The sequence below is a fragment of the Mesorhizobium sp. M1066 genome (genome assembly GCF_040318635.1).
GTDB lineage: Bacteria > Pseudomonadota > Alphaproteobacteria > Rhizobiales > Rhizobiaceae > Mesorhizobium.
The window spans coordinates 25,576-46,454 of the sequence record NZ_JAMYMR010000042.1; the positions used below are offsets into that span (position 1 = coordinate 25,576).

Consider the following 20,879-nt stretch of genomic DNA (forward strand, 5'->3'; position numbering starts at 1 on the left):
TCCCGGGCCGTCCACGCGGTTGGACTCATTTGATCGCGTCTATTCGGCGGCCTTCGCCCCGGGATCAGCAATCTTGTCGTCCCAGACCATCTGCCGGTAGTCGAAACCATATTCCAGCGTCGGTTTGACGATGCGGAAATAGGGCGACAGGTCGAAATCGCGCGGCGTGTAGAGCGAGTGGTGGCGGATGTGCAGGATTTCCTTGCGCGAATAGTTAGACTGCGCCGAGGCGCGGCCGGGCGCACGGGTGATTTCGGGCAGGATCGGATAGCGGATCTGGCCATAGGCCTCGGCGATCAGCGTCGAGCAGATCGCCCGCGTCGGATCGCCGGAGCCGAAGGCCAGCATGCGGCGCCGCCAGCGCACCGGCACCGGCGGTGTCGGGAAGAAAAAACGCAGCATGTCGAAAATGTTCTTGAGGTCGTATTTCAGGCCGAGCCTGCCGATCATGAAGGCGACGACCTTGTCGCGATCCTCCGGCGCCAGCCCGCTCGCCCGGCAGATGCGGGTGTTGTAGGTGCGGTAGCGCGACAATGGCACGGCGACGCAGCCTTCGCCGAGCGTGACCTCGATCAGCCGCGGCCGCTCCGAGCCGTCTTGCGGCTCTGGCAAGGCGTCGCCGACATGGAAGGCCGCATGCGACCAGGTCGACTGGGTCAGGTATTTGATCGCCGCCGAGATCTTCTGGTTGCCCTCGATCAGCAGGATGTCGCCGGGCTCAAGCGTGCGGCGCAGCGTTTCGGCATCGGACGGTGTGTAGGGCTCGTAGCCGGACGATTCTTCCTGCAGCCGGCCGGCAAGCCAGCGGCCAAGTCGATCCAGAAGCGTGTCGCCGGGCTCGGTCATGTTCCATGGCGATTAGCATGGGCGGGTAATGAGGGCTAGCGCACGGGTGGAGCGACAGGGTTGCTGATAGGGCGCAGGCCCTCATCCGGCGCGCTTCGCGGCCACCGTCTCCCCGCTGAAGGCAGAGGAATGAAGCCGGTGAACGCGCGCTTTTCCTCTCCCCCGTCGATCGGGGGAGAGGTGTCGAGCGAAGCTCGACGGAGTGGGGGTCGCCCTTGCGCGCGGGGTTTGTGCCTGTATTGCAGGCGGCGGCGCGTTTGACGAATGGCTTCCCCCCCTCCGTCGCTGCTTTGCAGCGCCACCTCTTCCCCCTCCGGAGGGAGAGGAAAGGCGCCAAGTCAACTTGCCGTCGCCGCGGCCTCTTCCGGCGGCGCAGCCAGATCGTCGCGCGCCTTGCGGGCCAGTTTGCGTGTCGAGCGTTTGGGACTGTCGCCGAACAGTTCGGCCGCCTCGGCAAGGCAGCTCTTCTTCAGCTGCTTCTCCGACCGTTTCAACAGCTTGCCCAGAAGTTTCGTGTCCTCGGGCGGCCCGAGCGGCTGGTCGTCGGCCTCGAGCAGCGCGCGCATCACCAGCACATCGTGCAGGTCGCCCAGCCGCTCGGCCAGTTCGTCGACCGCCTTGCGCCGGGCCTTGATCGGTGTCGGCCACAGCCTGCCGAGCAGCGACAGATGCATGCCGTGGGTCTTGGCCGCCTTGCGCAAATCGTGGAAATCATCGGCCGCGCCCCGCGATCCGGCCTTGTCGAGCGCCTTCCTGGCACGGCGCAGCGTGACGCGGGCACCTTCGGCAAGCACGTCGGCCGCCTGTTCCGGCTGGTCGGGCAAGGCCAGCGCTTCGATGCGTTTGAGGCCATCCTCGCAAGCGGCGGTCGCTGCGCCGATCGCCGCTTCGAGCCCGGCGCCTTCATGCAATTCCTGCTGGCGCGCGATCAGCCTGTCGCGAACCGCACCCAGCCCGTCTTCGGCGCCCTCCTTGGGAAAGCTTGCCGCCAGCCGGTCGATGGTCTCGATCAGCGCTGTCGCCTCGCGCGGACCGGCAAGCAGGCCGGCCACGTTGCGGTAGCATTGGTTCTCGGTCTCACAGAATGTTTCGTCACCGGAATGAACCAAGCGCAGCAAGGCACGAGCGCTCTTCAACCGCTTGCGGCATTTGTGCAGCGCCTGTTCCGGCCGGCTCCGTGCGGCGTCAAGGTGATGCAGCGCCTTGCCGATTTCCTCGGCAAGGATACGCCCGACCTCGCCGGTAAGCGGCAGGCGCGGATCGATACGAAAGCTCATGCGGCGATCTCCGGTATCCCCCCAAGGGCGAGCGACGCGTTATAGAATTTTGACTCGCCGGTGACTTCGCGGCCGAGCCAGTCAGGCAGCATTTCGTCCGGCACGTCCTCCGGCGTCTCAAGTTCGGCGATCACAAGTCCCGCAAGCGGACCGCCAAAGACATCGATTTCGTAGAGATAGCCACGGTGCCTAACATGGTGACGTGTCTTCTCGATGACACGTCCGATGGCGAAGTCCAGCATCTCCACCGCCTCCGACAGCGGGATCGAATATTCGAATTCGTCGCGTTCGCGCGCCTTGCTGCCGAATTTGAGCGTCAGCCTGGCGGAAGTGCCATCGCTGATGCGAATGCGCACCGTGCGCTCGGGGCCGGCAGCGAGATAGAACTGAAGAATGCGGATATTGGCCTCGGCCAACTCCCGCCATGCGGTGCTGGTGACCAGGAATTTTCGTTCGACTTCCTTGCCCATGGCCGCGCACTAAAGCGTTTGCCGCCGTCGATGGCAAGACAATGACGAACAGAAGTTGACTTAATCAATCGATTGATTAAACTCTGCTCATGATCAAACTACCTGAGCCTAAAATTCTTCGCCGCGAGCCCGCCGAGATGACGCGCGCGGCCCTCGTCCAGGCGGCGCTGAAACTGTTCGGGCGTCAGGGTTTCGACGGCACCTCGACGCGCGAGATCGCCGCCGAGGCGCGAGCCAATATCGGCTCGATCGCCTATCATTTCGGTGGCAAGGAGGGCCTTCGCACGGCCGCCGCCGACTTTATTGTCGAGACCATCCAGACGGTCGCCGGCCCGGCGCTCGGCAACGCGCAGGCGACCGCGCCGGTCGGTCCCGAGGCAGCGCAGGCGCAGCTCTTCGCGGCGCTGGAGCGAATGGTCGGCTTTGTCGTGGCCAGTCCGCAGGCCGGCGAGATCGTGCAGTTCATCCTGCGCGAACTTTCCCATCCGACGGCAGCCCTCGATCGTATCTATGACGGTGTCTTCGAGCCGAGCCATCGCCGGCTGTGCCAACTCTGGGAACAGGCAACCGGCGAGCCCGCCGAAAGCGAGGCCACAAGGCTCACCGTGTTCACGCTGATCGGCCAGGTCATCTATTTCCGCATCGGCCGCGAGGCGGTGATGCGCCGCATGGGCTGGACCGATATCGGCGCCGCGGAGGCCGCCAAGGTGGTGGCGGTCACTTCGGGCAATCTCAAGGCCATATTGGCCGCCAGAAAAGGTGCAAAGACAAAGGGGCAAAGACCATGAGCTTTCTGTGTTCGCTGCCGCTCGCCGCGCAGCTTTTCAGCGCCTGTGCCCCGGCAGCCCCGCTGGCCGTCGGCTATGTCGAAGGCGACTACGTGCTTTTGGCACCGATAGAGGTGGCGCAGGTCGAGACCGTCACCGTGAAGCGCGGCGACCGCGTGGTGCCCGGCACGACCGTGGTGACGCTGGAAAGTGCCGACGCAAAGATCGCGGTTGCGCAGGCGCAGGCCGGCCTTGCCCAGGCGCAGGCGCAATTGGCCGACCTGCAGATCGGCAAGCGGCCTGAAGAGATCGCCGTGCTGAAGGCTGAGGTCGACATGGCCAGCGCCCAGGCCGCCGACGCCAAGCGCAAATACGACCGCGCCGCCGATCTGTTCAAGCGCGGCGCCGGCACGCAGGCCGATTTCGACACCGCGTCGGCCACGCTCGAAACGGCCATTGCCCAGGTCGGCCAGGCCAATGCCAATCTCGCCGTCGGCGGCCTGCCGGCGCGCCCCGAAACGATCAAGGCCGCCGACAACCAGGTCAAGCAGGCGCAGGCGGCCTTGGAGCAGGCGCAATGGCGACTGTCGAAGCGGGTGCTGGCAGCGCCTTCGCCGGGCCGCGTCAACGATGTCATCCGCAATCCGGGCGATACATCAGGTCCGACCGCGCCTGTCATCTCGATCCTGCCCGACGGTGCGGTGAAGCTCAGCGTCTATATACCCGAAGCCGCCTTCTCCTCGGTCAAGGTAGGCACCTTGCTCGGCGTCCATTGCGACGGCTGCGGCCCGGATGTGAAGGCGCGCGTCAGCTACGTTTCGCCCGATCCGGAATTCACGCCGCCGGTGATTTATTCGCTCGAGAACCGGCAGAAGCTGGTCTACCTCGTAGAGGCACGGCCAGAGGGCGATGCCGGCCCGCTGCAGCCGGGCCAGATCGTCGATGTTGATCTCGCGGACAGTGCAAAATGAACGCCATCGACGTCCATGGCCTGGTCAAGCGTTTTGGCGACAAGACCGTCGTCGACCATGTGACGATGTCGGTCGCCGAGGGCGAGATCGTCGGCTTTCTCGGGCCCAACGGTTCGGGCAAGACCACCACCATCCGCATCATGTGCGGCCTGCTGACGCCGGACGAAGGCGAAGGCACGGTGCTCGGCTTCAACATCCGCACCGACAGCCTGCGCATCAAGCGTGAAGTCGGCTACATGACGCAGAAATTCTCGTTCTACGAGGATTTGACGATCGGCGAGAATCTCGAATTCGTGGCGCGGCTCTACCGGTTGAAGCCGGTCGAGGAGCATGTGGCGCGCACGTTGGAGGACCTCGGCCTGGCGTCGCGCCGCAACCAGCTGGCCGGCACCTTGTCGGGCGGCTGGAAGCAGCGGCTGGCGCTGGCCGCCTGCATCATGCACAAGCCGAAATTGCTGCTGCTTGACGAGCCTACGGCCGGCGTCGACCCGAAGGCGCGGCGCGAGTTCTGGGACGAGATCCATCGCCTGGCCAGCGGCGGGCTGACCGTGCTGGTCTCCACCCACTACATGGACGAGGCCGAGCGCTGCCATCGCATCAGCTACATTTCCTATGGCAAGATGCTGGCCACCGGCACCGTCGCCGAAGTGGTGAAAAATGCCGGGCTGACCACGTTTGTGCTGCAGGGACCACGGCTCGATCAGGTCGCCGAAGCGCTTCAGGGCCGCCCCGGCGTCGACCAGGTGGCGCCTTTCGGCGCGACGCTGCATGTCGTCGGCTCCGACAGGAAGAAGCTCGAAGCCGCACTCGCAGACGTCGAGAAAGAGCATAAGGGCGTGAAAGTTTCGCCCGGCGAAACCAGCCTCGAGGACGTCTTCATCCAGTTCATGTCCGGGTCGAAGGACAACATGGCATGAACAGCGTCTTTTCCTTCGCCCGGCTTGGCGCGCTGCTGATCAAGGAATTCATCCAGATGCGGCGCGACCGCATCACCTTCGCCATGATGCTGGGCGTGCCGCTGATACAGTTGGTGCTCTTCGGCTACGCCATCAACAACGACCCGAAAAGCCTGCCGGCGGCACTCGTGGCGACGAGCAACGATCCCTACACGCGGGCCATTGTCGCGGCGCTGCAGACCACCGGCTACTATCGTTTCGACCATGTCGCGCAAAATGCCGCCGAGGCCGAGTTCCTGATATCGCGCGGCGACGTCGCCTTCGTCGTCACCATCCCCGCCGATTTCGCCAGGAGGGTGGAGAGCGGCAACAACCCGCAGATACTTATCGAGGCCGACGCCACCGACCCGGCGGTGGCCAGCGGCGCCATCTCGACGCTCGGCACCGTCGCCAGCCAGGCGCTGCTGAGGGCGCAAGGGACGCAGGAAGCCGCGGCCGAGGCCGCCAAGGGCCAGCTCGATGTCGTCGTACACCGGCGCTACAATCCCGAAGGCATCTCGCAATACAACATCGTGCCCGGCCTGCTCGGCGTCATCCTGCAGATGACCATGGTGATGATGACCTCGATCGCGCTGACCCGCGAGACCGAACGCGGCACGATGGAAAACCTTCTGGCGATGCCGTCGAGCCCGCTCGAGATCATGATGGGCAAGGTGCTGCCCTATCTGGCGGTCGGCGGCGTGCAGGTGGTGGTGGTGCTGGCGGCGGCGAAGCTGCTGTTCGCAATCCCCTTCACCGGATCGATGTCGCTGCTGTTGACCGCCGTGCTGATCTTCGTGCTGGCGCTGGTTCTGCTCGGCTACACGATTTCGACCATCGCCCGCACGCAGATGCAGGCGCTCCAGCTCACCTTCTTCTTCTTCCTGCCGTCGATCATGCTGTCGGGTTTCATGTTCCCCTATCGCGGCATGCCGGACTGGGCACAAATCTTCGGCGAGATCTTCCCGCTGACGCATTTCCTGCGCATCACCCGCGCGGTGATGCTGAAGGGCGCCGAACTGCCGGCGGTGGCAACGGAGATCGGCTGGCTGGTGGTGTTCGTGGCCTTGTTTGCCGGTGTGGCATTGGTGCGGTTCAGGCGAACGCTGGACTAGGGTCAAGGCCAATCAGCGGCCATCGCTTAACCGTTGAGCGAAGCTGGACCGCTGACGAACGGGTTCCCTTTGACATAGAACCGCAGCAGGCAGTCCGCATCCTTCGAGATGCCGATCCTGACACTCTTCCCGATTTCGCCGGGTTCGCCACCATCATGTCCGAGCCAGAGCGGGCCTTCGCGGCAAAGATCGAGCCCGTCGAGCGAACGATCGATCCGCAACGCCTGGGCGAGCCTTCCCGGTCCCCGTGCCAGGTCGCGCAAACGCTCGATGCCGCGATTGAGCCGCATGATCGCGATGCCTTCGAGCGGCTCCAGCGCCCTGATCAGCACGCCGGTTCCGGTTCCCGCCATCTCGCTTGAAACGTTGAGCATGTAGGAGATGCCGTAGGCGAGATAGACATAGGCGTGCCCGGGCTCGAGAAACAGCGAACGATTGCGCGGCGTCTGGCCCCGGTAGCCGTGTCCTGCGGCATCGCCGACAACGTAGGCCTCTGTCTCGACGATGCGGCCGCTGGCGATGCCTTCGGGCAGTTCGCGCACCACGATCTTGCCGATGAGGTGGCTGGCCAGTGATGCCGTATCACCAGGCAGTTCCGAGCGCGCGAGCGGGCGTTGGATGGCCATGCTCAGCGCTGCCGGATTTCAGGGTATCCGCTCGACCCGCCTGTCACCGCTCTAAGCCGCCGCCATGATCCCGGCATAGGTGCCGAAATCGACATTGCCGCCGGACAGCACCACGGCAATGCATTTGCCGGACAGTTCGATCTCGCCCGATGACAGTGCCGCCAGCGCCACGCAGCCGCCGGGTTCGACCACCAGCTTGAGGTAGGCCATCGCGTCGCGCATCGCCTGTGCGGTCGCCTTGTCGGAGACGGCGATGCCGCCGGCAAGGTTCCTGCGGTTGATCTCGAAGGTGATCAGGCCGGGTTCGGCGGTCAGGATCGCGTCGCAGATCGAGGCGTGGCCCGGCTCGTTCGACACCCTGGCGCCTTCGATGAGCGAGCGGCGGGTGTCGTCAAAGTGCTCGGGCTCTACCGCCCAGACCGCTGTGTTCGGCGAGGCATCCTTGACAGCAACGGAGATGCCACTCGACAAGCCGCCGCCTCCACAGGGGACGATCACCGCATCGAGGTCGACGCCAAGCACTTTTGCCTGGCGCATCAATTCGAGGCCGATAGTGCCCTGGCCGGCAATGATGGCCGGGTCGTCGAAAGGCGGCACCAGCACCATGCCCCTTTCCATGTAAGGGCGAACCACGGTCATGCGGTCGTCGCGAAAGCGGTCGAACGGCACCACCTCCGCCCCCATCTTGCGGACGTTGGCGATCTTCATCGCCGGCGCGTCCGAAGGCATGGCGATGACCGCCTCGACGCCGAACATCGCCGCCGACGCCGCGACGCCCTGCGCATGATTGCCCGACGAGAAGGCGACGACGCCTCGGCTGCGTTCCTCCTCGCTCAGCGACGACAGCTTGTTGTAGGCGCCACGGAATTTGAACGAGCCGGTGCGCTGCAGCGTCTCCGGCTTGAACAGGATGCGGCCGCCGAAGCGCTTGTTCAGCTCCTGCGATTCGATCAAGGGGGTTTCGACGATCAGGCCGGAGAGACGTGCGGCGGCGGCGTGGATGTCGGCGATCCCGGGAGGGGTGGTCATGGCGGGTCCTGTAAGGTCCAGTGGACAGGGGTCTTTCCATGATGCCCGCAAACAGATGTGACGCACCAATGAAAAAATGTAACCGTTACAAAGTTTGGTTAGTCATGACCGGCGTGGCGCTGCCCCTCGCCTGCCTGCCGGCATCCTCTCCCCGTATAGTGACGGGGAGAGGGGCGCCGTCGCCAGCGGTTTCGCCAATCATCAGCGTTGCAAGAAGGGTGCCGGTGTCGCGGCCGGCTTCTTTCTCCCCGTCACTATACGGGGAGAAATGCCCGGCAGGGCAATGAGGGGCGGCGCCGAGACGGCAATTGAGCGCCCTTAACCCAGCAGCGTCCTCTGCCTCTTGCTCCCGCCCAGCTTTCGCCAGTTGTTGAACCGGTGGCTGGCGGCGGCAAATGAGATTTTCATCTGCTGGGCGACCGAATAGCGCGACTTGCCTTCGTCGAACATGCGGTAGCAGCACTCGACGCCTTCCTCGGTCAGTTTGCCGTCCGGCGCCTTGTTGTGCGGATTGGCGGGGTCGAATTTCTCGACCTGCTGCTCGACTAGGCCTTTCAGGCGCTGCAGGTCGGCCTCGATGCTGGCGATGAGATCGAGAACGGGCTTTGGGTCATAGGGGTGCGGAGGCTGTTTTGCCGTCATCTGCCGGTTCCTTGTTTTGGTTGGGTCAAATCATATAGGTGAACATTCACTGATAATGAAGGGAGGCCCTCGCGCGCGGGACTTCAACAATTCTTGAGCGCGACCCAAGCGCGCAATTGACCTTAGGCACGCCAAACCATAGTTTAGAACCATTCTAAACTAGGGTGAATTCCTCATGCTTTCCCGTGTTTTCGGCTTCGGCCGCCGTCCCTTCGAATCGCTCTCCGAACAGGAGATCCTGGCGCTGGCCATTTCGTCCGAGGAGGATGACGGACGCATCTACCGCGCCTATGCCGATGGCCTGACGGAAAACTTCCCGCAATCGGCAAAAGTGTTCGAGGAGATGGCCGGGGAAGAGGATGGCCATCGCGATGCGCTGATCGAGCTTTTTCGCAAGCGGTTCGGCGAGCGCATACCGCTGATCAGGCGCGAACATGTGAAGGGTTATTACGAGCGCAAGCCCGACTGGCTGGTCCGGCCGCTCGGCATCGAGCACGTGCGCAGCCAGGCCGAGGCGATGGAGCGGCAAGCCTACCTTTTCTATGTCGAGGCGGCCAAGCGCACGGCAGATGCCTCGACGCGAAAACTGCTCGACGATCTGGCGGTGGCCGAACTGGGCCATGAGACCCTGGCGCAGCGGCTGGAGCAGAAACATGTACCGGGCGAAGTGAAGGATGAAGAGACCGCCGCCGAGCAGCGCCAGTTCATCCTAACCTATGTGCAACCAGGGCTGGCCGGGCTGATGGACGGATCGGTGTCCACTCTGGCGCCGATCTTTGCCGCTGCCTTTGCCACGCATGACACCTGGCAGACGCTGTTGGTCGGGCTTGCCGCTTCGATCGGCGCCGGCATTTCGATGGGCTTCACCGAAGTCGCTTCAGATGACGGCAAGCTGTCGGGCCGCGGCTCGCCGATCAAGCGCGGTCTGACCGTCGGTGTCATGACGACGCTGGGCGGTCTCGGCCACGCACTCCCCTATCTCATTCCGCATTTCTGGACGGCCACCGGGGTTGCCGCGGTGGTGGTGTTCTTCGAATTGTGGGCGATCGCTTTTGTCCAGAACCGCTACATGCAGACGCCCTTCCTGCGTGCCGCCTTCCAGGTGGTGCTGGGCGGCGCCCTGGTGTTCGCGGCCGGCGTGCTGATCGGAAATGCGTAACCGCAAAGCGCCCCCTCACCCAGGCTCCGCTTCGCTCGGCTGACCATTCCGGGGCGAGCCACGTGTCTCGCCCGTCCTTCGGACCCCCGAGGGGAGAAGGTGGCCGCACAGCGGCCGGATGAGGGGCTGGCGCGAGGCTGTCACCCATTCACTGCCCGGCTGTCGGCCGGCGCCTCGTCCCTCTCCGTCAGCCCATAATCTCTCACCACATGCGCAATGCGCAGACGATAGCCGGCAAAGATACCGCCACGGCCGGCCTTCTGCGCTTGGCGGTGTTCTTCGGTGTTGCGCCAGGCCTTGACCGCCTCCTCGTCGCGCCAGATCGACAGCGACAGGATGCGGTTCGGATCGGCCAGGCTTTGAAAACGCTCGATGGAGAGAAAGCCGTCGATGCCGTCAAGCAGCGGACGCAAATCGGCGGCGATGCTCAGATACGCGTGGCGTCGGCCCGCCGCCGGCTCGACCTCGAAGATGACGGCAATCACGGCAGCACCAGTTTCGCATGCGGGCCCGAGACGTGTTTCAGGAACATGCGGTCCTCCTTCAGGATGAATCTCTCGCGCTTGGCGAACTCGTAGTTTGCCTTGCCGGCGGGATCGGCGGCAAGCCGGGCGCGATAGGCTTCGTAGGCGGCCAGGCTCTCGATGTTGTAGGCGGCATAGGCGGTCGTCGCCGAGCCCTCATGCGGCGCGTAGTAACCGATCAGGTCGGCGCCGCAGCGTGGAATGGCCTGGCCCCAATTGCGCGCATACTCCTCGAAGGCCGCCTTGCCGAACGGGTCGATCTCGTAGTGGATGAAGCAGGTGATGGTCATTGTGGTCTCCTTGGGGTTGCGTCGATAGTTTGAGCGGCATCGAAACGTCCTGCCGCCCGGCCTGCTAGGGCTGCCAGAAGGATTTCGCGCATTCGCGGCGCACGTCCTGCCGTGTCAGGCCAAGGTCGTGCAGCAGGTGATCATCGATCTCGGCAAGGTCGAGACGCTGCAGATGGCGGTCATACCAGCGGGCCAGCAGCCGCGAGCGAAGCCAGGTGACGAACGGGAACGATCGGCGGCTGGGAAGTGGGGCTGCGGGGAAAGCGGTTCGTGCGGCCATCGTCGTCTCCTTGATCTCACCTGAGAATAGTGATTATCTGACAAGGATGCTTCGATGAGGAACGAACCATGCGCGAAGGACCAGACATCGCCCGCATCGCCAGCCTGGTCGGCGACCCGGCACGGGCAAACATGCTGAATGCCCTGATGGGCGGCACGGCGCTGACGGCGAGCGAGCTGGCGCTCGAGGCCGGCGTCTCGCTGCCGACCGCCAGCTCGCACCTGGGCAAACTGATGGAAGGTGGGCTGCTCACGGTGGCGAGCCAGGGCCGGCATCGCTATTACGGCCTCGCCGGACCGCAGGTGGCGGGCATGATCGAAGCCATCACAGGCGTCGCGGAAGCCGTCGGTCCAAAGCGTGTGCGCCCGGGTCCGCGCGATGGCCCCATGCGCGTGGCGCGCGTCTGCTACGATCACCTCGCCGGCGAGCAGGCGGTGGCGATGCTCGATCGGCTCGTCGCCAAGAACGTACTGGTCCGCGACGAACAAGAGATCAGGCTCGGGCCATCGGCGGCATCGCATTTCGCGGCGATAGGCATCGATGTCTACACCAAGCCGCGGCGGCCGGTGTGCCGCGCTTGCCTCGACTGGAGCGTGCGGCGCTCACACCTCGCCGGCACTCTGGGCGCCGCCATCCTCGACAAGATCCTTGCCGAGAAATGGGCGCGCCGCGAGAAGGACAGCCGCGCGGTGATCTTCTCGCCGCCGGGCAAGCAGGCGTTTGAGAGGGTGTTTTTGAGCTGAGGTGTTGGCAGGCCAGAGGGGGCGCCCGGAGAACTACCCCCGCTTCAACACCTTCCCCTGCTTGAAAAATTCCTTCCACGGATCGGCTTTCGCCAACTCCTTCAGCGTCGTCTTGTCGCCGATCGGGAAAGCGTTCGGCGCCAGCCCGGCCTCGATCTCGGCCCAGGTCACCGGCATCGACACGGTGGCGCCCTTCTTGGCGCGCGACGAATAGGGCGCGACCGTCGTCGAGCCCCTGCCGTTGCGCAGATAGTCGACGAAGATCTTTCCCGTGCGCGCTTTTTTCGACAGCGTCGCCGTGTAGCGGTCGGGGGCACCCTGCTCCAGCGCCCTGGCGAAATCATGGGCGAAGGTTTTGACCTCCTCCCAATCCGCCGCTGGTCTCAGCGGCACCATGACGTGAAAGCCCTTGCCGCCCGACGTCTTGACGAAGTTCGGCAGCGACAGCTCGTCGAGCTTGCCCCTGATATCGAGTGCCGCCTCGCGGACCGCCTTCACGTCGACACCTTCATCGGGATCAAGATCGAAGATGATCTGGTCGGGCTTTTCGATCTCATCGATCGTGCACCCCCAAATGTGGATCTCGACCACGCCATACTGGACCAGTGCGGCAACACCATCGAAATCCCGGATGTACAGGATCTCCTCGCCGTCAGTAGGGTCCTTCATGCGGGCGATCTTGTCGCTCATGCCGGCCGAGGCATGTTTCTGGAAGAAACGCTGGCCACCGACGCCGTCCGGCGCCCGCACCAAGCTGAGCGGCCGGTTGACGACAAACTGTTCCATGCGCGGCCAAACCTGCGCGTAATGGTCCAGCAGGCCCCGCTTGGAGATGTTTTCGTCCGGCCACAGCAGCTTGTCGGGATGCGAGAGTTTTACAGTGGTCGTCATCGATCCGGCGGCTTTGCCACCCGATGCCGGCTTGGCCGTGCTCTTGCCTGTCGATGGCTTGCCTGTCGACGCTTTGGGCTTTTCCTGCACGACTTCCTCCGCCGCCTTGTCCTCCCGCAATCCCTGGAACGAGGCGTGGCGTATTATACGGTCCGAGGTCCAGCTGCGAAACTCCACTTCGCCGACAAGCTCGGGCCTGACCCAGACCAGGCCCTTTCCCTTCGGCACGGCGGTTGCGAAAGGCGATGTTTTTGCCGTCAATGCATCGAGTTTTGCCTTCAGCTCATTGGCGCCCTTGCCGGAGAAACCAGTGCCGACGCGGCCGGCATAATGCAGCTTGCCGCCCTCGTGGAAGCCGACCAGGATCGAGCGCAGTCCGCGGCCGGTCTTGTCCGACGGCAGATAGCCGCCAATGACGAATTCCTGCCGCGCCGTGCATTTCGACTTCACCCAGGTCGGGCCGCGGCCGCTGCGATAGGGTGCATCGGCACGCTTGGAGACGACGCCTTCCAGGCCCATACGGCAGGCATGCTCCAGCATGATCTTGCCAGGTTCGGAGAAATGGTCGCTGAAGCGGACTGCCGGATTGTCGGACTGTTCGCCGAGCAGCTCCTGCAAGGCCTGCTTGCGCTCGACCAGCGGCTCTCGGCGCAAATCCCTTCCGTCGAGGCGCATCAGGTCGAACACGTAATAAATGAACCGATGCGTCCGCTTCGCCGACAGGTCCTGCTGCAGCAGCGCGAAGGAGGAAACGCCGCTGTCGGCGAGCACGACCACCTCGCCATCGATGATGGCGTCGCTGCATTTCAGCCCGGCCAGCTCCGCGGCGATCTCGTTGCCGAATTTCTCCGTCCAGTCGAGGCCGGTCCGGGTCAGCAGCCGCACATCGGTGCCGGCTATCTGCGCCTGCATGCGATAGCCGTCGAACTTCACCTCATGCAGCCAGTCCTTGCCTGGCGGTGCATCGCGCTCAAGCGTGGCCAGCTGCGGCTCGATGAAGTCGAGGCGTTTGCCGGGTTTCGCTTTGCCGGCGGCCGGCTTGTTGGAATGCCAGACCTTTGGCTTCTCACCCTTTGCGGACTTGCCCTCGCCGACCTCCTCGATGGTCAGGCCGGACTTCACCGATTCCGGCGCCTCCTTGAGAATATCCTCGCCAGGACGCGCTGCGGCATCGTCCGACTTGATCAGCAGCCAATTGTCGCGTTTTTCACCCGCACGCGGCTTCAGTCGCACCAGATGCCATGCCCCATGCAGCTTGTGGCCCTCAAGCTCAAAGCTGATATGGCCCTTCTTCATCGCCTTGGCCGGGTCGATCTCGGGGGTCCAGGTGCCCTCGTCCCAAACGATGACCGAACCGCCGCCATATTCGCCCTTGGGAATGGTGCCCTCGAACGGCGCATAGTCGATCGGGTGGTCCTCGACATGGACGGCGAGCCGCTTCTCATGCGGGTCGAGGCTCGGGCCGCGCGTCACCGCCCAGCTCCACAGCACGCCGTCATGCTCAAGCCGCAGGTCGTAATGCAGCCGCGTCGCGGCATGCTTGTGGATGACGAAGATGCCGCCGGCCTCGCTCTTCTTGGTCCGGGCGACCTTGCCCGCCGGTTCAGCGGTCTTCTTGAAATCGCGCTTGGAATGATATTGTTCGAGGCTGGCCATCCGTTGGGTTCCTCAGGCCGATTTGCGTTTGGGTGCGCTGCCTTTCGGCTTGGCGCGTTTGGCCGCCGGCTTGGTTTTCGCCGACGAAGGCTTTTTCGATGACCCGGAATCTGACAGGCTCTTCTTCAGCGCGTCGAACAGATTGACGACATTGGAAGGCTTGGGCGCCGCCTTGGCCTTCGGCGCCTTGTGGCCGGCCTTCTTGGCGCGGATCAGTTCCAGCAGCGCGTCCTCGTATTTGTCGTCAAATTTCGAGGGATCGAACTTGGTCTTCTTCTTGTCGATGATCAGCTCGGCGAGGTCGGTCATCTCCTGATCGGTCTTCACCGACTCGATGTCGCCGAAGACGGTGCCCGGTTGGCGCACCGTGTTGTCGTAGCGCAGCGTCGTCAGCACCATGCCTTTGCCGAGCGGCTCGATAACCACCGGCCGTTCGCGTCGGTAGAGCACGATACGCGCCAACCCAGCCATCTTCTTGCCCGCCATCGCGTCCCGGATGACGGCGAACGCTTCTTCCGACACCTTGTCGGCCGGGGCGACATAATAGGGCGTATCGAGATAGATCTGCTGGATCGAAGCTTTGTCGACGAAACCGTCGAGCGCCATCGTGTGCGAGGATTCGATCTGCACCGCCTCGATCTCATCTTCCTCGATATGGATGAAATCGCCATCGTCGAGTTCATAGCCCTTGATCTCGTCATCCTCCTCCAGCGGCTTGCCGGTTTCGGCATCGACATAGAGGCGCTTCACCGTGTTGCCGGTCTTGCGATTGAGAATGCGGAACGAGACCCGCTCCGTGTGGGTGACGACATTGGTGAGTTCGACGGCACAGGTGACCAGCGAAAGCTTCAGATAGCCTCTCCAGGCCGGACGCGGCGCCATGATATCTTCCTTCCAGAACCAGATGAAGGTGAGAACGGGCGGGCCGCGCTCCAGTTCCGCCGCGCGGGCGCTCAGATGCAAAGGATCGTTTTCCCCGGCGCCAAGTCGCCAGCACGGAAATTTCGCGGGCGCGGCAAAAGTTGAAACAGAACCGCGCCCCGGCGACATTCAAACGAAACATATGTGATGCAAAAGTCACATTGGCCGGAATGCCGACGAACTGCACCGAAAGACCCCGAATCAGCCGCAATCCAGCCACGAAGCAAGGCATTTTCGACCAGATATTAACATCACGTTCACCGACTATTCACGCCTCGACGCTATGATGACCGCAATTCGGAAGGGACATCCGAAAATCGGGACAGGGACCAGGGTAATGAACTTCCTCGCGCACCTCATCGGCTATGCTGCCGCAATCCGCGAATTCATCGCGCCGACCTATCGGCCCGAGCGCTATTACATGCGCGGCCCCGGCCCGGCCTGCGCCCGTCGCGGCAACTCGCTGGGCGCGCACTGATCATGGCTTTCGAAAATCGCCACGACAGCCGGATCTGCAGGCCCGCCGCCTCTACCCGCGCCACCACCTATCGCGCCGAGCGTCCCGCTCTCGCCGACAGGCGCCGTGCGCCAACGCCGGGGCTTTGATACCGACGCTGGCCGGCTTAGTGTCGTAGGACACGAGCAGCCGAGGCCAGCGTGACCGACCATTCCCAACCCAGTCGACCCCAGTCAAATCATCCCTCAGGAACAACTCTCGACGCACGCTATCCATTGATCGTTTTCGATGGCGTCTGCGTGCTCTGCTCCGGCTTCGTGCGCATGGTGGTCAGGCTGGACCGCCAAGGCCGTTTCCGCTTCGCCACGGCGCAGTCGCCCTTCGGCGAGGCGCTGTTCCGGAAGCATGGACTGCGCACGGACTCTTACGAAACCAACCTCGTCCTGATCGACGGCGTCGCCTTCACGCGGCTGGACAGCTTCGTCGCCGTCATGGCGGAACTCGGCTGGCCCTGGCGGGCGGCAAAGGCGCTGTTGCTGCTGCCGCGCCCGTTGCGTGGTTGGCTCTACGATCGCATCGCCAAGAACCGCTACGCCCTGTTCGGCAAGAAGGACAGCTGCGAGATCCCCGCACCCGAGCTGCGGGAACGGTTCCTTGGCTAGAAAACGTGGCTATGGGGAGCAGCGCTTGAAGCGCCTCATCGTCGACGTTGACGCTTCTGGCGCCCGCATCGTCCATTCGTTCGAAGCCGCCGAGGAAGCCGCTTCCGCGTTCCCGGCGAGATTTCTCATCTGCTCTGAAGGCCGATCACGCATTATCGTGGTTGGGTCGTGCCATCCGGCCCGCACGGCTCCAGCACGATCGGTCCGCCTGCAGCTATGCCCAGTTCCCTGCAGCCCTGAACCGTGCACAGTGTCCAGCCGTCGCCGGTCGCGCCGGAAGCGGCGAGCACAACGCGTCGTTGTGGGTCGATCTCTGGCGCATAGCTCCACCAACCCTCCTTCAGCAGCGCGCCTTCCGGTGGCTCCATGCCGGCGCCCGAGCCCTCGATCCGGGCTTCGACCAACTGCAGGCCGGTAGGCGTGACCTTCCAGTCTTCCTCCCACCGCGTCCGTTCCACCGAATGCGTCCAGGACAGGGTGAAGGCGGCAACGGAGAGCGTCACCGTCTTGCCGGCGGCCAGGATGCACAGGCTCATGCTTTAGCGGCCTGCCGTGAGCGAAAACAGTGCCAGCCGATCCAGGCCAGCGCCAGCACCCAGCCGGCCTCGTCGGTGAGCGGCACCGCGGCGACCAGAAGCACGCCGGCCGCGAAGGCGATGAGCCGTTCCCACAACGCCATGCGGCGGGCGAGAAAGCCGACGGCGGCGGCACCCCACAACACGATGCCCATGCACGCCTTGGCGACGATGTATGCGACCTCGACGGGATAGCCGAACTGGGCGGCGATTGGCCCGGCGTCCTGCAGCATCAGCGCCGGCGTATAGACCGCCATGAACGGCACGACGAAGCCGGCAATAGCCAGCTTGGTCGCCTGGATGCCGATCTTGAGGCCGCTTTCCCTAGCCATCGGTGCGGCGGCAAACGCGGCCAGCGCCACGGGCGGCGTCAAATCGGCCATGATGCCGAAATAGAACACGAACATGTGGCTGACCAGCAGCGGCACGCCGAGTTCCAGCAGCGCCGGCCCGGCCAGCGACGAGGTGATGATGTAGTTGGGGATGGTCGGGATGCCCATGCCGAGCACCAGGCAGGTGACCATGGTCAACACCAGCGACAGGAACAGATTGTCCTGGCCGATCGAGATGATCCAGCCGATGAAGGTCGAGGCGATGCCGGTCAGCGTCAGCGTGCCGATGACGATGCCGACGATGGCGCAGGCAATGCCGACCGGCAGCGCGTTCTTGGCGCCTTCGGCAAGCGAGTCGACGCAGATTTGCAACGTCGCGCGGCCGCCCTTGAACGTGAAGCAGGCAACGATCAGTGCGGCGATCACCAGGCCGAGGAGGTTGACGCCGAACTTCATGAACGAAGCGGCGGCAAGCCCGAGGGCGATCCAAAAGACGATGCGGAAGGCGAGCGGTCCGATCGCCGCCGCCAGCGGTGTGCCGAGGATGAGCACGATGGTCAGCGCCAGGCCCATCGTGCCGGCGAAGATCGGCGTATAGCCGGCAAACAGCAGATAGATCAGCGCTGCCAGCGGCAGCACCAGCGGCCAGTGTTGCCGCACCGCGTCCCATGGGTTGGGCAGCTCGGCCTTGGCCATGCCGTGCAGGCCGGCCTTGCCGGCTTCCAGATGCACCTGCCAGAAGCAGGCGCCGAAATAGAGCAGCGCCGGGATGATCGCCGCCTTGACCACTTCGGCATAAGGCACGTTCAGCGTCTCAGCCATGATGAAGGCGACCGCGCCCATCACCGGCGGCATGATCTGGCCGCCCATCGAGGAGGTCGCCTCGACGGCGCCGGCAAAGGCCGAGCGGAAGCCGAAGCGCTTCATCAGCGGGATGGTGAACTGGCCGCTGGCCACCACATTGGCGACGCCCGAGCCGGAAATGGTGCCCATCAGCGCCGACGACAGCACGCAGACCTGCGCCGGGCCGCCGCGCCATGTGCCGACAAGGCCCAGCGCGAAATCGTTGAACAGCGCGATCATGCCGGCACGTTCGAGGAAGGCGGCAAAGACGACGAAGATGAAGATGTAGGCGGCCGAGACATAGATCGGCGTGCCGTAGATGCCTTCGGTGCCGTAGGCGAAGGTGTCGACCAGCTGGGCGAAATCATAGCCGCGATGGATGAGCGGCGGCGGCAGATGGTTGCCGAAAAAGCAGTAAGCGAGAAAGATGAAGGCGATGACCGCCAGCGGCAGGCCCATCAGCCGCCGCGCCGCCTCGAAGACCAGCACCACCAGCACAGCGCCGACGATCAGGTCCGGCGTGGTCAGGAAGCCGGAGCGCCGGATGAGGTCGGTGTAGAACACCCAATTGTAGAGGCCGGTGCCGAAACCGAGCACGCCGAGCGTCCAGAACGCGGCTTTGGCCGGCATGCTTTTGGCGCGCAGATTGGCGATCAGGCCGAAGCCGAGCAGCAGCAGGAAGCCGACATGCATGGCCCGCACCACCTGGCTCGGAATGCTGCCATAGGCGGCGACATAGATCTGGAACACGGAAAAGGCGACAGCGATGAGAAAAGCGGCCTTGCCGGCGATGCCGTCGCCGAAGCCTGGCGGCAGGCCTTCGACCTGCTCTTCGACGACAGGAAGATGGAAGGTGGCGGATTTGCCGTCGGGTATTGTTCCAGACGTTGCTTCGCTCATCCGACGGTCTCCAAAAGGAGCGAAGTGTAGTGCGTGGCGCCCCCCTCTGCCCTGCCGGGCATCTCCCCCTCAAGGGAGGAGATCAGCAGCCTTGGTGTCTGCGCACGTCCTGCAACGTTAGCGATTGGCGAAGGGTGTGGTGACGTCCAATCTCCCCCCTTGAGGGGGAGATGTCCGGCAGGACAGAGGGGGGCGCCTGGCGAAGACATGTCAGGTTGCCACGCGTCTTACTTCAACAGCCCCTTCTCCTTGTAATAACGCTCGGCACCGGGGTGCAGCGGCACCGGCATGCCGTCGAGCGCCTTGGCCGGGTCGATCGCCTTGGCAGCGGCATGCGCCGCGGCAAGCTGGTCGAGATGGTCGAATATCAGCTTGGTCAACTGGTAGGCGGTCTCGTCGGAGACATCGGCGCGGGTGATGAGGAAATTGCCGACGGCGGCGGTGGCGACATCCTCGCTCTGGCCCTCATAGGTACCCTTGGGAATGACCACCGAAAGATAGGGCGAGCCGATCTTCGCAACATCCTCTGCTGGCACCGCCACGACATTGATCGGCACCGAGGTGGCGAGGTCGCGGATAGAGGCGACGCCGAGCCCGGCCGATTGCAGCGTGGCGTCGAGCTGCCGGTTTTTGATCAGTTCGACCGATTCGGCGAAGGGCAGGTATTCGACCCGGCCGAGATCCTCATATTTCAGCCCGGCGGCGGCGAAGATGGCGCGGGCGTTGAGCTCGGTGCCGGAGGCAGGCGCGCCGACCGACAGGCTCTTGCCCTTGAGGTCGGCCAGCGTCTTGATGCCGGACTCCTGGCTGGCGACGATCTGGATATAATTGGGATAGATGGCGGCGATGCCGCGCAATTTATCGAGCTTGCCGGGGAAACCGGCCTCGGCATTGCCTTCGGCGGCCAGCTTGACGGAATCGCCCAGCGCAAACGCAATCTCGCCCTTGCCCTGCTGCAACAGATTGAGGTTTTCGACCGAAGCCTTTGTCGCCTGCACCTGGGTGCGTGCGCCTTCGATGCCCTTGCCGTAGATTTCCGACAGCGCCACGCCGAGCGGATAATAGACGCCGGATGTGCCGCCGGTCAGCACATTGATGAATTCCTGCGCCCTGGCTGAGATGGTGCCCAGGCCAAGCGAGAGCGCCACGGCGCCGGCTGCAACGAATTTCGTTTTGAAATTGAACATCGGATCTCCTCCCTGAAAATATCGACGACCGCACCGCCTCCTAGATGCGAACCGGGGCGAGTTTAGACAGCGAGCCGCAAATGCCAACCCGCAATTGCGCTCGTTAGACGAACGGTTGAGGGATCAGGAAACAGATGGCCGCTTGCACAAAAAGCCATCGGGGCCGAAAGTTTTTTGAGCAGCCTGTCGAAATCGGCCACTGCCGCGCGACATACGTCCGGCCTCGCAAGGACGCGGCCTTCGCAAAACGGGAGAAGACCATGCGATACATGATTTTGATCAATAGCGACGAAGCCGCATTGGCGAACACGCCGATCGAGAAGGCCCAGCAGATGAGCGCGGCCTATGGCGCCTATACCGAAGCGTTGAAGAAATCCGGTGCGTGGCTGGCTGGCGAAAGGCTGCGCCCGACCCAGGCCACCACCTCGGTGCGGATCGCTGACGGCAAGACCAACGTGATCGACGGCCCCTATGCCGACACCAAGGAGCAGCTTGCCGGCTTCTACATGATCGAGGCGGCTGACATCGATACAGCCATCGAATGGGCGGCACGCTGTCCGGCAGCCAGCACCGGCACGGTCGAATTGCGGCCGATCTGGGAAATGGCCGACTACATGCCCAAGAAATGACGGTGATGGACAGTCGCCCGGACATCGCCCGGGGGGCCCCCCCAGCCCCCCCCCCGCCACCCAAAACGCACCAAGGCGACCAAGAACACGGCCCCCCACCCCCCCCAGGCGCCCCCCACGCCCCGCCGCGCGAAGACCATTGACCCCCCCCA

Annotated in this window: 23 protein-coding genes; 9 read left to right on the forward strand and 14 right to left on the reverse strand. The window is 64.0% G+C overall.

Features of this window, described 5'->3' with window-relative positions; translation table 11 throughout:
* Positions 1 to 39: 39 nt before the first annotated feature.
* The 3 genes from NKH52_RS30375 to NKH52_RS30385 all read right to left on the reverse strand — a co-directional run bounded on the left by NKH52_RS30375 (position 40) and on the right by NKH52_RS30385 (position 2,593).
* Positions 40 to 846, reverse strand: a complete 807-nt coding sequence (locus tag NKH52_RS30375; RefSeq protein ID WP_352735907.1) for a C40 family peptidase — start codon at positions 844 to 846, stop codon at positions 40 to 42.
* Between the two features lie 338 nt (positions 847 to 1,184).
* The gene (locus tag NKH52_RS30380; RefSeq protein ID WP_352735908.1) at positions 1,185 to 2,123 is read right to left on the reverse strand and encodes a CHAD domain-containing protein; all 939 of its coding nucleotides are present in this window, start codon (positions 2,121 to 2,123) and stop codon (positions 1,185 to 1,187) included.
* Positions 2,120 to 2,593, reverse strand: coding sequence for a CYTH domain-containing protein (locus NKH52_RS30385; protein WP_352735910.1), 474 nt, complete (start codon positions 2,591 to 2,593; stop codon positions 2,120 to 2,122). The genes NKH52_RS30380 and NKH52_RS30385 overlap by 4 nt, the downstream gene beginning before the upstream one ends.
* Before the next feature lie 89 nt (positions 2,594 to 2,682).
* Here NKH52_RS30385 and NKH52_RS30390 point away from each other — a divergent pair, with 89 nt between their 5' ends.
* The 4 genes from NKH52_RS30390 to NKH52_RS30405 are packed head-to-tail and all read left to right on the forward strand — an operon-like array spanning position 2,683 to position 6,381.
* A complete protein-coding gene (locus tag NKH52_RS30390) occupies positions 2,683 to 3,381 on the forward strand; it encodes a CerR family C-terminal domain-containing protein (protein WP_352735911.1) in 699 nt (232 codons plus the stop codon).
* Positions 3,378 to 4,331 (forward strand): HlyD family secretion protein, encoded by a 954-nt coding sequence (locus tag NKH52_RS30395; protein ID WP_352735912.1) that lies wholly within the window; start codon positions 3,378 to 3,380, stop codon positions 4,329 to 4,331. Before NKH52_RS30390 ends, NKH52_RS30395 begins: the two co-directional genes overlap by 4 nt.
* On the forward strand, positions 4,328 to 5,248 hold the full coding sequence (locus NKH52_RS30400) for an ABC transporter ATP-binding protein (RefSeq protein ID WP_352735913.1): 921 nt from the start codon (positions 4,328 to 4,330) through the stop codon (positions 5,246 to 5,248). The genes NKH52_RS30395 and NKH52_RS30400 overlap by 4 nt, the downstream gene beginning before the upstream one ends.
* The gene (locus NKH52_RS30405) at positions 5,245 to 6,381 is read left to right on the forward strand and encodes an ABC transporter permease (protein WP_352735914.1); all 1,137 of its coding nucleotides are present in this window, start codon (positions 5,245 to 5,247) and stop codon (positions 6,379 to 6,381) included. The genes NKH52_RS30400 and NKH52_RS30405 overlap by 4 nt, the downstream gene beginning before the upstream one ends.
* A 26-nt stretch (positions 6,382 to 6,407) precedes the next feature.
* Here NKH52_RS30405 and NKH52_RS30410 read toward each other — a convergent pair whose 3' ends face one another.
* The 3 genes from NKH52_RS30410 to NKH52_RS30420 all read right to left on the reverse strand — a co-directional run bounded on the left by NKH52_RS30410 (position 6,408) and on the right by NKH52_RS30420 (position 8,678).
* Entirely contained in the window at positions 6,408 to 7,007 is a 600-nt protein-coding gene (locus NKH52_RS30410) for a DNA-3-methyladenine glycosylase (protein ID WP_352735915.1), read from the reverse strand.
* A gap of 51 nt (positions 7,008 to 7,058) precedes the next feature.
* Positions 7,059 to 8,036 (reverse strand): threonine/serine dehydratase family protein, encoded by a 978-nt coding sequence (locus tag NKH52_RS30415; RefSeq protein ID WP_352735916.1) that lies wholly within the window; start codon positions 8,034 to 8,036, stop codon positions 7,059 to 7,061.
* 318 nt (positions 8,037 to 8,354) lie between these two features.
* Positions 8,355 to 8,678, reverse strand: a complete 324-nt coding sequence (locus NKH52_RS30420; protein ID WP_024502197.1) for a hypothetical protein — start codon at positions 8,676 to 8,678, stop codon at positions 8,355 to 8,357.
* 175 nt (positions 8,679 to 8,853) lie between these two features.
* On the opposite strand from NKH52_RS30420, the gene mbfA reads away from it, so the two are divergent.
* The gene (gene mbfA, locus NKH52_RS30425; RefSeq protein WP_127297559.1) at positions 8,854 to 9,837 is read left to right on the forward strand and encodes an iron exporter MbfA; all 984 of its coding nucleotides are present in this window, start codon (positions 8,854 to 8,856) and stop codon (positions 9,835 to 9,837) included.
* A gap of 140 nt (positions 9,838 to 9,977) precedes the next feature.
* Here mbfA and NKH52_RS30430 read toward each other — a convergent pair whose 3' ends face one another.
* The 3 genes from NKH52_RS30430 to NKH52_RS30440 all read right to left on the reverse strand — a co-directional run bounded on the left by NKH52_RS30430 (position 9,978) and on the right by NKH52_RS30440 (position 10,931).
* A complete protein-coding gene (locus NKH52_RS30430; protein WP_352735917.1) occupies positions 9,978 to 10,322 on the reverse strand; it encodes an antibiotic biosynthesis monooxygenase family protein in 345 nt (114 codons plus the stop codon).
* Positions 10,319 to 10,651 carry an NIPSNAP family protein gene (locus NKH52_RS30435; RefSeq protein WP_352735918.1) on the reverse strand — a complete coding sequence of 111 codons (333 nt, stop codon included), beginning with the start codon at positions 10,649 to 10,651 and terminating at the stop codon, positions 10,319 to 10,321. The genes NKH52_RS30430 and NKH52_RS30435 overlap by 4 nt, the downstream gene beginning before the upstream one ends.
* Before the next feature lie 64 nt (positions 10,652 to 10,715).
* Positions 10,716 to 10,931: a DUF1127 domain-containing protein gene (locus tag NKH52_RS30440; RefSeq protein ID WP_352735919.1), complete on the reverse strand. Its 216-nt coding sequence runs from the start codon at positions 10,929 to 10,931 to the stop codon at positions 10,716 to 10,718.
* 68 nt (positions 10,932 to 10,999) lie between these two features.
* Between NKH52_RS30440 and NKH52_RS30445 the strand changes: the two genes are divergently transcribed.
* Positions 11,000 to 11,674 carry an ArsR/SmtB family transcription factor gene (locus NKH52_RS30445; RefSeq protein WP_352735920.1) on the forward strand — a complete coding sequence of 225 codons (675 nt, stop codon included), beginning with the start codon at positions 11,000 to 11,002 and terminating at the stop codon, positions 11,672 to 11,674.
* 33 nt (positions 11,675 to 11,707) lie between these two features.
* Here NKH52_RS30445 and ligD read toward each other — a convergent pair whose 3' ends face one another.
* Positions 11,708 to 14,221: a DNA ligase D gene (gene ligD / locus NKH52_RS30450; protein ID WP_352735921.1), complete on the reverse strand. Its 2,514-nt coding sequence runs from the start codon at positions 14,219 to 14,221 to the stop codon at positions 11,708 to 11,710.
* Positions 14,222 to 14,233: 12 nt separating this feature from the next.
* A complete protein-coding gene (gene ku, locus NKH52_RS30455) occupies positions 14,234 to 15,103 on the reverse strand; it encodes a non-homologous end joining protein Ku (protein WP_352735925.1) in 870 nt (289 codons plus the stop codon).
* Between the two features lie 376 nt (positions 15,104 to 15,479).
* Here ku and NKH52_RS30460 point away from each other — a divergent pair, with 376 nt between their 5' ends.
* Positions 15,480 to 15,620, forward strand: coding sequence for a hypothetical protein (locus NKH52_RS30460; protein WP_023813501.1), 141 nt, complete (start codon positions 15,480 to 15,482; stop codon positions 15,618 to 15,620).
* Between the two features lie 179 nt (positions 15,621 to 15,799).
* Positions 15,800 to 16,261, forward strand: coding sequence for a thiol-disulfide oxidoreductase DCC family protein (locus tag NKH52_RS30465; protein ID WP_502908147.1), 462 nt, complete (start codon positions 15,800 to 15,802; stop codon positions 16,259 to 16,261).
* A 152-nt stretch (positions 16,262 to 16,413) separates the two neighbouring features.
* On the opposite strand, the gene NKH52_RS30470 is transcribed toward NKH52_RS30465, so the two are convergent.
* The 3 genes from NKH52_RS30470 to NKH52_RS30480 form a co-directional block, all read right to left on the reverse strand.
* A complete protein-coding gene (locus tag NKH52_RS30470; protein WP_352735923.1) occupies positions 16,414 to 16,797 on the reverse strand; it encodes a DUF1850 domain-containing protein in 384 nt (127 codons plus the stop codon).
* Complete coding sequence (locus tag NKH52_RS30475; RefSeq protein ID WP_352735924.1) at positions 16,794 to 18,911, reverse strand: TRAP transporter permease; 2,118 nt, start codon at positions 18,909 to 18,911, stop codon at positions 16,794 to 16,796. The genes NKH52_RS30470 and NKH52_RS30475 overlap by 4 nt, the downstream gene beginning before the upstream one ends.
* 227 nt (positions 18,912 to 19,138) lie before the next feature.
* On the reverse strand, positions 19,139 to 20,098 hold the full coding sequence (locus tag NKH52_RS30480; RefSeq protein ID WP_127297569.1) for a TAXI family TRAP transporter solute-binding subunit: 960 nt from the start codon (positions 20,096 to 20,098) through the stop codon (positions 19,139 to 19,141).
* 260 nt (positions 20,099 to 20,358) lie between these two features.
* Here NKH52_RS30480 and NKH52_RS30485 point away from each other — a divergent pair, with 260 nt between their 5' ends.
* Positions 20,359 to 20,727, forward strand: coding sequence for a YciI family protein (locus NKH52_RS30485; protein ID WP_031213674.1), 369 nt, complete (start codon positions 20,359 to 20,361; stop codon positions 20,725 to 20,727).
* The last annotated feature ends 152 nt before the right edge of the window (positions 20,728 to 20,879 follow it).